The organism is Halomonas sp. 328, from assembly GCF_015645095.1.
GTDB lineage: Bacteria > Pseudomonadota > Gammaproteobacteria > Pseudomonadales > Halomonadaceae > Bisbaumannia.
Map to the genome: position 1 here is coordinate 38,808 of NZ_JADOTW010000005.1, position 10,209 is coordinate 49,016.

General features: G+C 68.2%; 8 protein-coding genes. 3 read left to right on the plus strand and 5 right to left on the minus strand.

The window, feature by feature from the left end; all coding sequences use genetic code 11:
- The first annotated feature begins 54 nt into the window (after window positions 1-54).
- Window positions 55-1,314 (plus strand): D-amino acid dehydrogenase, encoded by a 1,260-nt coding sequence (locus IHD13_RS03360; protein ID WP_195859626.1) that lies wholly within the window; start codon window positions 55-57, stop codon window positions 1,312-1,314.
- Window positions 1,315-1,402: 88 nt separating this feature from the next.
- On the opposite strand, the gene IHD13_RS03365 is transcribed toward IHD13_RS03360, so the two are convergent.
- The 4 genes from IHD13_RS03365 to phhA all read right to left on the minus strand — a co-directional run bounded on the left by IHD13_RS03365 (window position 1,403) and on the right by phhA (window position 5,540).
- Entirely contained in the window at window positions 1,403-2,905 is a 1,503-nt protein-coding gene (locus IHD13_RS03365; protein ID WP_195859627.1) for an NCS2 family permease, read from the minus strand.
- Window positions 2,906-3,173: 268 nt separating this feature from the next.
- Window positions 3,174-4,361, minus strand: coding sequence for an amino acid aminotransferase (locus IHD13_RS03370; protein WP_195859628.1), 1,188 nt, complete (start codon window positions 4,359-4,361; stop codon window positions 3,174-3,176).
- Window positions 4,362-4,700: a 4a-hydroxytetrahydrobiopterin dehydratase gene (locus IHD13_RS03375; RefSeq protein WP_195859629.1), complete on the minus strand. Its 339-nt coding sequence runs from the start codon at window positions 4,698-4,700 to the stop codon at window positions 4,362-4,364.
- Between the two features lie 30 nt (window positions 4,701-4,730).
- A complete protein-coding gene (gene phhA / locus IHD13_RS03380; protein ID WP_195859630.1) occupies window positions 4,731-5,540 on the minus strand; it encodes a phenylalanine 4-monooxygenase in 810 nt (269 codons plus the stop codon).
- A gap of 289 nt (window positions 5,541-5,829) precedes the next feature.
- Between phhA and IHD13_RS03385 the strand changes: the two genes are divergently transcribed.
- Window positions 5,830-7,416 (plus strand): sigma-54-dependent transcriptional regulator, encoded by a 1,587-nt coding sequence (locus IHD13_RS03385; RefSeq protein ID WP_195859631.1) that lies wholly within the window; start codon window positions 5,830-5,832, stop codon window positions 7,414-7,416.
- A 31-nt stretch (window positions 7,417-7,447) separates the two neighbouring features.
- Window positions 7,448-8,038 (plus strand): hypothetical protein, encoded by a 591-nt coding sequence (locus IHD13_RS03390; protein WP_195859632.1) that lies wholly within the window; start codon window positions 7,448-7,450, stop codon window positions 8,036-8,038.
- Window positions 8,039-8,189: 151 nt separating this feature from the next.
- Here the strand turns inward: IHD13_RS03390 and IHD13_RS03395 are convergent, their stop codons facing one another.
- Entirely contained in the window at window positions 8,190-10,157 is a 1,968-nt protein-coding gene (locus IHD13_RS03395; RefSeq protein WP_195859633.1) for a RecQ family ATP-dependent DNA helicase, read from the minus strand.
- Between the last annotated feature and the right edge of the window lie 52 nt (window positions 10,158-10,209).

Genomic DNA, 10,209 nt, shown 5'->3' on the forward strand with positions numbered 1-10,209 from the left:
TGCGCCGGCAGTCGCCGGCCAACCCGAACAATGGCATGACAAGAGGGGTAGGCGATGAAGGTCCTGATTCTCGGCAGCGGCGTCGTAGGTGTTACCAGCGCATACTATCTGGCCCGTCAGGGGCATGAGGTCACGGTGGTCGACCGCCAGGAGGCGCCGGCCATGGAGACCAGCTACGGCAACGCCGGTCAGGTCTCCTTCGGCTTCTCTTCCCCCTGGGCCGCGCCGGGGATTCCCCAGAAGGCGGTGAAGTGGATGTTCCAGGAGCACGCCCCGCTGAAGATCCAGCCCAAGATGGATCCGGCCATGGCGCGCTTCATGATGCAGATGTTCAACAACTGCACCGCCGACCGCTATGCGGTGAACAAGGAGCGCATGGTGCGGGTGGCGGAGTACAGCCGCCACTGCATCGATACCCTGCGTGCCGAGACGGGCATCCGCTACGAGGATCGCCAGCGTGGCCTGCTGCAGCTGTTCCGCCATGACTATCAGGTGGAGGCCGTGGCCAAGGACATGAAGGTGCTCGAGCAGTGCGGCGTGCGTCACGACCTGCTCGACGCCGAGCAGATCAAGGCGGTGGAGCCGGCCCTCAACCGGGTGCCGGGTAAGTTCGTTGGCGGCCTGCACCTGCCCGATGACCAGACCGGCGATTGCCACCTCTTCACCAACCGCCTGGCCGACTACTGTCGCGACCAGCTCGGTGTCGAGTTCCGCTTCGGTGTGACCATCGAGCGTATCAAGCGCAGCGCCGGCCGGGTGGAGAGCGTGGTGACCAGCGCCGGCGAGCTCACCGCCGACGCCTATGTGGTCTGCCTGGGCAGCTTCTCACCGATGCTGGTCAAGGACCTGGACATTCGCCTGCCCATCTACCCGGTCAAGGGCTACAGCCTGACCATCCCGGTGGTGGACGATGGCGGCGCCCCCCAGTCCACGGTGATGGACGAGACCTTCAAGGTGGCGATCTCGCGCTTCGACGACCGCATCCGGGTCGGCGGCACCGCCGAGCTGGCCTCCTACGACCTGAGCCTGCTGGAGAAGCGCCGCGCCACCATCAGCATGGTGGTGAAGGACGTCTTCCCCGAGGGCGGCGACATGGCCCGGGCGGAATTCTGGACCGGCCTGCGCCCCATGACCCCGGACTCCACGCCGATCATCGGCGGCACCCGGTACGACAACCTGTGGCTCAACACCGGCCATGGCACCCTGGGCTGGACCATGAGTTGCGGCTCCGGCCAGCTGCTCGCCGACCTGATGGGCGGGCGCAGCCCCGGCATTGACCCCAAGGGACTGGACGTGGCCCGCTACGCGGCCTGATCACCACTCCGAATAGCCGCTGTCCCGAAACACGAACGGCCCCGCCAAATTTGGCGGGGCCGTTTGCGTTGGGGCATTTGCCCAAGGGTTAGTCGCCGGAGGGCAGGGGACGCTCCTGCTTGGCGCCCTGGAAGGCGAAGTAAGCAAAGAAGGCCGCCATCACCACATAGCCCAGGGCGAAGTCCGGGGCGGCATTGAAGGCCAGCTTGGGAGCGTGCATCAGCCCCACGAAGGAGAAGCCCGCCGCCACCAGGGCGAAGGCCGCGGCGCGGCGGAACTGCTGGTCGATCACCGAGACGGTCATGGCGCCGAGCATGATGGCGGTGAACATGGCGCCCTGGCCCAGGGGCACGATGCCGCTGGAGATGCCGGCCACCGTCTCCTCGGCGGCGCGGCCGAAGCGGGTCATCACGTAGTTGGCGAAGTAGGGCAGCATGGCCAGGGCCACCGCCGGATAGTAGCGGGTGTCGTTGGTCTGGAAGGCAGTGGCGATCATCGACATGCCGACGAAGACCAGGATCGGCGCCACCACCGAGACCGGGATGATGGCCGCCAGGACGGCGATCAGGCCGAACATGGTGGCGATGGCATAGACGGCCCCATTGAGGATGCTGTAGCCACGCCCGGCCCCCATCCACTTGGCCCCCACGGTGGCGATATAGACCGTGGTGGGGAAGACCCCACCGAACAGGGCGCCGAGCATGGTGCCCACGCCATCCACCGCCTGACACTCGCGGACGTCATAGCGGTCACCGGCGGCCTCCATCGCCTCCACGTTGTTCATGGTCTCGATGGCGTTGTAGAGGGTGATCGGCAGTACCACGGTGAGGATCGCCAGCATGCTGGTGAAGAGCAGTCCCAGCCCCTCGAACCAGGCCATGTTGGGCAGCAGCGGATAGAAGCCCAGGTGGGTGAAGGCGTCGCTGAACTGGCCCTCCTCGGTGGCGCCGATCAGGTAGGCCAGCACCGAGCCGATGATGATGGCGAACAGCGAGGTGGGCAGCCGGAAGGGCATGGCCACCCGGGCCACCAGGCCGACGATGATGATCGCCAGCACCAGCAGGCCCACCACCGGTATCTCCAGGGTCTTGAAGAGCATCTCGCCGGCGATAAAGGTCAATGCCACCCCGGCCACGGCGCCCAGCATGGCGGCCCGCGGCAGGTTGCGCTGCACCCAGCGGCCGACCAGGCTGATCACCGCCTCGATGGCGCCACTGATAAAGCAGGCCGCCACGGCCACTTTCCAGGCCAGCTCGGCGTCGCCGGTCAACTGCTTGGCGGGTAGCAGCACGCCGAACAGGAAGACGAACATCACCGGAGTGGAGATGCCGTAGGAGAGGGCGGTGACGTCGGCGCGGTTCTCCTTGCGAGCCAGGCGCGCGGCGCTATAGGCGTAGTAGAAGTTGCCCACCATCACCGCCACGGCGGCACCGGGCAGCACCTGGCCGAAGACGATGGAGGCCGGGAAGCCCAGGCCCAACATGGTGATGGCGATGATCACGAAGTTGGCAATATTGTTCTGGAAGAGGGCGAAGAAGGCATCGGTGTCCTCCTTCTTGTACCAGGGGTAATGCACGGCGGGGGTGGTCATAGTGGCCTCGTTTTATTGGACGTTGTGCAAGGCAAAGGCTTGATTAGCGGAGTCAGTCTGACCTAGAACTGACCGCTTGGTCAATTTCTGCTTGCCTGGGGCGTCCGGCGATGGTAGGCGGCGGATTCTAACCCACTGATAAACCAGCGCAAGCTATGCCGCTTATCATCCTGGCGAGGAGTAAGGAGTAAGGCGTGAGGCGTAAGGCGTGAAAACACCCAGCCCGGGCCAAGGCCCAGGCTGGGGAGGTCTCTGGAGGGCTGGCGGCTTAGTTGACCGCGGCGATGGCCTTGGCCAGATACTCCAGGTTCTCGGTGGAGAAGCCCGCCACATTGGCGCGGCCGGAGCGCACCATGTAGATGCCGAACTCGTCGCGCAGGCGGTCCACCTGCTCCGGGGCGAGGCCGGTGTAGGAGAACATGCCGCGCTGCTCGCCCACGCAGGCGTATTTCTCGGCCAGGCCATGGGGCTTGAGGGCCGCCACGAAGTCCTGGCGCAGGCCGTTGATGCGGTCGCGCATCTCGGTGAGCTCCGTGCGCCACTGGGCGGCCAGTTCGGCGGACTCGAGGATCTCGGTGACGATGGCGCCGCCGTGGGAGGGCGGGTTGGAGTAGTTCTCCCGGGCCACGATGGCCATCTGGGAGCGTACGTTCTCCATCTGCTCGTTGGTCTTGGCCACGGCGATCATGGCGCCGGTGCGTTCGCTGTAGATGCCGAAGTTCTTGGAACAGGAGCTGGTGATCAGCACCTCGTCCAGGTTCTCGGCCAGCAGGCGCACGCCGAAGGCGTCCTCGTCGAGGCCCTCGCCGAAGCCCTGGTAGGCGAAGTCGACCAGCGGCAGCAGCTCGCGCTCCTGGACCACCGCCAGCACCTGACGCCACTGGTCCTGGGAGAGGTCGAAGCCGGAGGGGTTGTGGCAGCAGGCGTGGAGCACCACCACGTCACCCACCGGGATCTCCTTGAGGGCGGCCAGCATGCCGGCGAAGTCGAGGCGGTTCTCGGCATCCACGTAGGGGTACTTGCCGAGCTTGAGGCCGGCGGCCTCGAAGATGCCCAGGTGGTTCGGCCAGGTCGGGTCGCTGACCCAGATGCCCTTGCCGGGCAGCTGGCTCTTGATGAAGTCGGCGGCCAGGCGCAGGGCGCCGGTGCCGCCCGGGGACTGGGTGGCGCTGGCGCGGCCGGCGTCCAGCACCGGGGAGTCGGCACCGAAGATCAGCGGCAGGATCACCTTGCCATAGCGGGGGTCGCCATGGGAGCCGATATAGGTCTTGGTGGTCTCGTTCTTCAGCAGCAGCGCCTCGGCCTCCTTGACGGCGCGCATTACCGGGGTGTTGCCCTTGGCATCACGATAGACCCCGACCCCCAGGTCCACCTTGTTGGGGTTGGTGTCCTTGTTGAAGGCCTCGATGAGCCCGAGGATGGCATCCCCGGGCACCCGCTGAATCTGCTCGAACATTTACGCTGCTACCTCGTCGGTTCTGGCGGCTAGGATGAAGTCGTTCTTGTGCAGGCCCTTCATCTCGTGGGACCACCAGGTCACCGTGACCTTGCCCCACTCGGTGAGCAGGGCCGGATGGTGACCGGCGGCCTCGGCGATCTCCCCCACGCGATTGGTGAAGGCCAGGGCCTGCTGGAAGTTGCGGAAGGTGAAGACCCGCTCCAGCTGCATGATGCCATCGCGCTCGATGATCTGCCACTGGGGCAGGTCGGCCAGGTAGGTGTCGCGCTCCTCCGGGGTCACATGGGGGGCATCCCAGCGGCAGGCCTCGCAGTGTTGCCGGGCAAGTTCGCTCATGGCGTGGCTCCTGATCGGTCGGAAGGTGGCTTAATGGGTGGCCTGAGACTCGCTCGCCGCCTCCTCCTTGGGGGGAAAGCGGGGCGGGTAGAGGCCCAGCGCCATGGCCTGATGGACCAGCGCCATGATGTCACGCCGGGCCAGTTCCTGCAGGCTTTCCAGGCTATCGAGAACATAGTAGAGGGGCTGGAGAATATCGATGCGATAGGGGGTGCGCAGGGCGTCCAGGGCATCGAAGGGATAGTGCTCGGGGACCGCCGAGAGGGCGTAGCGGGTCTCCCTGGGGGAGGAGAGGATGCCGCCGCCGTAGATGCGCCGCCCCTGGGGCGTTTCCACCAGGCCGAACTCCACCGTCATCCAGTAGAGGCGTGCCAGGTAGACTCGCTCGGCGGGGCCCGCCGCCAGGCCCAACCGGCCATAGGTGGCGGTGAAATCGGCGAAGCCCGGGTGGGTGAGCATGGGGCAGTGGCCGAAGAGCTCGTGGAAGATGTCCGGCTCCTGCAGGTAGTCCATCTCCTCGGGGGTGCGGATAAAGGTGGCCACCGGGAAGCGCCGGTCGGCCAGCAGCTCGAAGAAGGTATCGAAGGGGATCAGCGCCGGCACCGGGGCGGTGCGCCAGCCGGTGGCGGCCTCCAGCACGCGATCCACCTCGGCCAGCTGGGGGATGCGCTCCCGGGGTAGGGCGAGTCGCTCCAGGCCGTCCAGGTAGGCCTGGCAGGCGCGCCCGGGGAGTAGTTCGAGCTGGCGCCGGATCAGGGCCTGCCAGGTGGCGTTTTCCACCTCGCTGTAGGCGATATGGCCGCGGGCATCGGGTTGGTGGGCCTGATACTGGGTCGTCATGGGGCACCTCCGGCCTGGCCGTGGACGCACTTGCAGTGTAGACGGGCGCTGGCGGGGCCCGGTGGCGTACCGCCCCGGGGCGGCCATGGCACCGGGGCCCGTACCGTCAACCTACCCTTACGACCGGCGCCGCCGCCGGGGCGTTCCTCTTCGTGGGATGGCGGCGGCGGAAGTGGCTTGCCAGGTGCCTGGGGCGGTGTCACGATATCTTTACAAACCGGTCAGGCAGGCGTGACGCCAAAAGCGCGTCAGGGGCCGCTTTTTACGACAAGTGCTTGATGAGAGCGTTATGCGATTAAAGTTTCACTGCCAGAACCGCATCGGCATCCTGCGGGATATCGTCGCCCAGTTCGCCGACTATGGGGTCAACGTGGCCCGGGGCGAGGTGGGGGGCGACCACGGCAACACCATCTATCTCTACCTGCCGCAACTGCTCAATGCCCAGCTGGCGACCCTCAAACCGGCGCTGGAGCAGATCCCCGGGGTTTTCGGCGTCAAGCGGGTCAGCCTGATGCCCAGCGAGCGCCGCCACCTGGAGCTGGATGCGCTCTTGTCGTCGCTCTCCGACCCGGTGATGTCCATCGACATGGAGGGCCATATCGTCGCCGCCAACCGCGCCGCGGGGCAGATGCTGGGAGTGCGGGTGGACGAGGTGCCGGGGCTCTCCCTGGACCGCTACCTGCCGGATCTCGACCTGCCGGCGCTGATCCGCCGCAACAACGCCCGGGTCAATGGCCTGCGCCTCAAGCTCGGCGAGGCCACCTACCTGGCAGATATCTCGCCGCTGCACAGCGACAAGGACGACGACGTGGCCTCCCTGGCCGGCGCCGTGGTGACCCTGCATCGGGCCGACCGCATCGGCGAGCGCATCTACCAGGTGCAGCGCCAGGAGCTGCGCGGCTTCGATGCGCTCTTCCAGGCCAGCCCGCGGCTCGCCGCGGTAATCCGCGAGGCGCGGCGCATGGCGCCCCTCGATGCCCCCCTGCTGATCCAGGGCGAGACCGGTACCGGCAAGGAGCTGCTGGCCCGGGCCTGTCACCTGGCCAGCCCCCGCGGCCAGGCGCCCTTTATGGCGTTGAACTGCGCCGGCCTGCCGGAGTCGATGGCCGAGACAGAGCTGTTCGGCTATGCCCCCGGCGCCTTCGAGGGCGCCCGCCCGGAGGGCAAGCTGGGGCTGCTGGAGCTGACCGCCGGCGGCACCATCTTCCTCGACGAGGTGGGGGAGATGAGCCCGCGGCTGCAGGTGAAGCTGCTGCGTTTCCTGCAGGACGGCGGCTTTCGCCGCGTGGGCAGCGACGAGGAGACCTACCTGGACGTGCGGGTGATCTGCGCCACCCAGCAGGACCTGCCGGCGCTATGCGCCGAGGGGCGCTTCCGGGAAGACCTTTACCACCGCCTCAACGTGCTCTCCCTGACGGTGCCGCCGCTGCGCGACTGCCTGGACGGCATCGAGCCCCTGGCCGAGCACTTCCTCGACCGCGCCGCCCGCCAGATCGGCTGCCCCCTGCCGCGGCTCTCCGTCGAGGCCCTGGCGCGGCTGGCCGGCTACCACTGGCCGGGCAATGTGCGTCAACTGGAGAACGTGCTCTTCCAGGCGGCCTCCCTCTGCGAGGGCGAGGTGATCGAGGCGGGGCACCTGCGCCTGCCGGCGGTGGGCAGGCGCCAGGGACTGGACGGCATCGACCTGGAGGGTCCGCTCGCCGATATCCTCGGCGAGGTGGAGCGCCGGGTGCTGGCGGCCCTCTACCCCCAGTACCCGTCGAGCCGCCAGTTGGGCAAGCGCCTGGGGGTCTCGCATACCACCATCGCCAACAAGCTCAAGCGCCACGGCATCGGGGGGGAGGAGCCGGGAAGCACGAAAGAGGGAAGCCAGTAGAAGGAAGACAGACGACAGAAGGAGGCCGCCGATGAAGCTACCGCGCTGGCTGAAGCTGACCTTTAGCCTCTGGATCCTGGGTTGGGCGCCGGCCTATGCCTGGCTGCTGGGGCCCCAGAACTTCTTCTGGCTATGCAACCTGGCCAGTTTCCTGCTGCTGGTCGGCCTGTGGCGGGAGAGCCGCCTGCTCTGTTCCATGCAGTGGCTGGCGGTGGCCCTGGTGGGGCTGCTGTGGGGCCTGGACGTGGCGGGGGCGGCGCTGTTCGGTGTTCACCCCATCGGCGGCACCGAGTACATGTTCGACCCGGACCATCCCGCCCTGGCCAAGGCGCTCTCCTTCTATCACCTGGTGTTGCCGGCGGTGGCGGGGTTCGCCGTCTGGCGGCTGGGCTACGATCGCCGCGCCCTGGGTGGCCAGGCCCTGCTGACGGCGCTGGTGATCCCGCTGACCTATCTCCTTACCGAGGCCGAGCGCAATATCAACTGGGTGGAGGGGCCCTTCGGGGTGCCCCAGGAGACCCTGGCCCCCATCCTCTACCTGCCGCTGTTGATGATCCTGTGGCCCCTGGCCCTCTATCTGCCCGTGCACCTGGCCACCCTCTGGGCAGGCCGACGGCGTTAAGGTTTGTGGGCCAGGCCCGGTGCCTTCACTCTGCCCGTGCACCTGGCCACGCTCTGGGCAGGCCGACGGCGTTAAGGTTTGTGGGCCAGGCCCGGCGCCTTCACCCTGCCCGTGCATCTATTGACCCTGGCGGCCGCCGCTTGCGGCGGTATTAATGCTCCTGGGCCAGGCCCAGCGCCGCCACCGCCTCGCGGGCCCGGCCATAGGGCTGGGCCTCGAGGGCGGCGAAGCCGTCCAGGCGGCGCGCCTTGAGGCGGGTCAGCCAGGGGCTGGTCAGGCCGCACAGGAAGCGGGTCAGCAGCGCCGCCGTGGCCGGCAGGCCGGCCTCGTCCAGGGCCGCGAGCAGCGGTCGGCAGAGCGCTGCCAGGGCCTCGCCGGAGGGCGGGGGCGGGGTGTCTGGTGCCGGCAGCCGGGCCGGCTGGCCCGCACAGGCGGAGCAGTGGCCGCACTGCTCGGGGGCCCGGGTGTCGCCGAAGTAGGCGGCCAGGCGCCGGCTCAGGCAGCCGTCGCTCTCGAACAGCGTCAGCATGGCGCCCAGCCGCTCCAGTTCCGCCCGCTCCTTGTTCAGGAAGTGGGCGTGGAGCTCGTCACTCAGGGCCTCGATCGCCACTTCGCCGGTCACCGCATAGACCTCGGTGAGTCCCTTGCTCTCCAGGCGAATCCAGCCCTGCTCCTGGAAGTACTCCAGGGCCTTGAGAACCCGCTCGCGACGCACGTCGAGGCCCCGCTCGGCGCCCAGGCGCGCCAGGGTCTCGAGGTTCAGGGCGTGCCAGCGGCGCGCCTTGGGGGCGGCCTCCAGCAGCGCCTCGACGAAGGCCCGGCGCTCCCCCTGGAAGCGCTCGGCCAGCGCCGCCGACTCGGTCAGGCACTCGAAGCGGTAGTCGGCGAAGTAGCTGTAGCGGGGGGCGATCACTCCGCGCAGCTCCAGCTGCACCAGCAGGGTCTTCAGCGGCAGGGGGCGAATATCGCTCTCCTGGGCCAGGGCGTTCAGGGTCAGCTCCCACTGGGGGCCGGCGGCGGCGATCTCGCCCAGCACCCGGCGGATCCCCAGGCGGGTGGGGGTGTCGCCGTAGACGAAGTTCTCGAGCACGGTGAGGGCGCTGCGATCGCCCAGCATCAGACAGCGGGAGGGGCCGCCGTCGCGGCCGGCGCGGCCGATCTCCTGGCTGTAGTTCTCGATCGACTTGGGCAGGTCGAAGTGCACCACGTTGCGGATATCGGCCTTGTCGATGCCCATGCCGAAGGCGATGGTGGCGACGATGCAGTTAAGCTCGCCGCCCATGAAGGCGGCCTGGATGGCGTCGCGGCGCTCATGATCCAGGCCGGCATGGTAGGCCCGGGCGGCCAGGCCGGCCTTGTCCAGGTAGGCGGCCAGGCGTTCGGCGCCCTGCTGCAGGGTCACGTAGACGATGGTGGGCTCGGGGGCGGGGCCGGTCAGCCGCGGCGTCAGCCAGCTCGCCAGCCGCCGGGCGCGTTCCGCCTCGGGGGTGGGATGCACACCGAGATGCAGGTTGGGGCGATAGAAACCGGTGGTGGTGACGTCCTCGGCGGCGATGCCGAAGGCGTCGCGCATGTCCTCGATGACCCGCGGCGTGGCGGTGGCGGTGAGCAGCAGCACCTGGGGAATGGCGAACTCCCGCTGGTAGGCGGGCAGCTTCAGGTAGTCGGGGCGGAAGTTGTGTCCCCACTCCGAGAGGCAGTGGGCCTCGTCCACCACCAGCAGCGAAATCGGCAGGCCGCGGATAAAGGCGCGGAAGCGCTCGTTCTTGAGGCGCTCCACCGAGACCATCAGGATGCGGATCTCGCCCTGGCGTACCCCCGCCATCACCCGCGCCGCCTCCTCGCGGCTCTGGGTGGAGTCGAGGCTCGCCGCGGCGATGCCGTGGCGGGTCAGGAAGGCGAGCTGGTCCTGCATCAGTGCCAGCAGCGGCGAGACCACCAGGGTCAGGTGAGGCAGGTGCAGGGCGGGCAGCTGGTAGCAGAGCGACTTGCCGGCGCCGGTGGGGAAGATCGCCGCCGCCGAGCGACCGGCGACGATGGCCTCGATCACCGGGCGCTGGCCGGGGCGCAGGCTGTCGTAGCCGAACACCCGCTTCAGGGTACTGTCGACGGGGTCCATGGCGAGGCTCCTCATCCTTGACGTGACTGAACCTCTTATCTTACACGCCTGG

Excerpts from the sequence above, each read along its gene's own strand:
- IHD13_RS03360 (WP_195859626.1), top strand. The coding sequence starts at position 55 with ATGAAGGTCCTGATTCTCGGCAGCGGCGTCGTAGGTGTTACCAGCGCA.
- IHD13_RS03365 (WP_195859627.1), bottom strand. The coding sequence starts at position 2,905 with ATGACCACCCCCGCCGTGCATTACCCCTGGTACAAGAAGGAGGACACC.
- IHD13_RS03370 (WP_195859628.1), bottom strand. The coding sequence starts at position 4,361 with ATGTTCGAGCAGATTCAGCGGGTGCCCGGGGATGCCATCCTCGGGCTC.
- IHD13_RS03375 (WP_195859629.1), bottom strand. The coding sequence starts at position 4,700 with ATGAGCGAACTTGCCCGGCAACACTGCGAGGCCTGCCGCTGGGATGCC.
- phhA (WP_195859630.1), bottom strand. The coding sequence starts at position 5,540 with ATGACGACCCAGTATCAGGCCCACCAACCCGATGCCCGCGGCCATATC.
- IHD13_RS03385 (WP_195859631.1), top strand. The coding sequence starts at position 5,830 with ATGCGATTAAAGTTTCACTGCCAGAACCGCATCGGCATCCTGCGGGAT.
- IHD13_RS03390 (WP_195859632.1), top strand. The coding sequence starts at position 7,448 with ATGAAGCTACCGCGCTGGCTGAAGCTGACCTTTAGCCTCTGGATCCTG.
- IHD13_RS03395 (WP_195859633.1), bottom strand. The coding sequence starts at position 10,157 with ATGGACCCCGTCGACAGTACCCTGAAGCGGGTGTTCGGCTACGACAGC.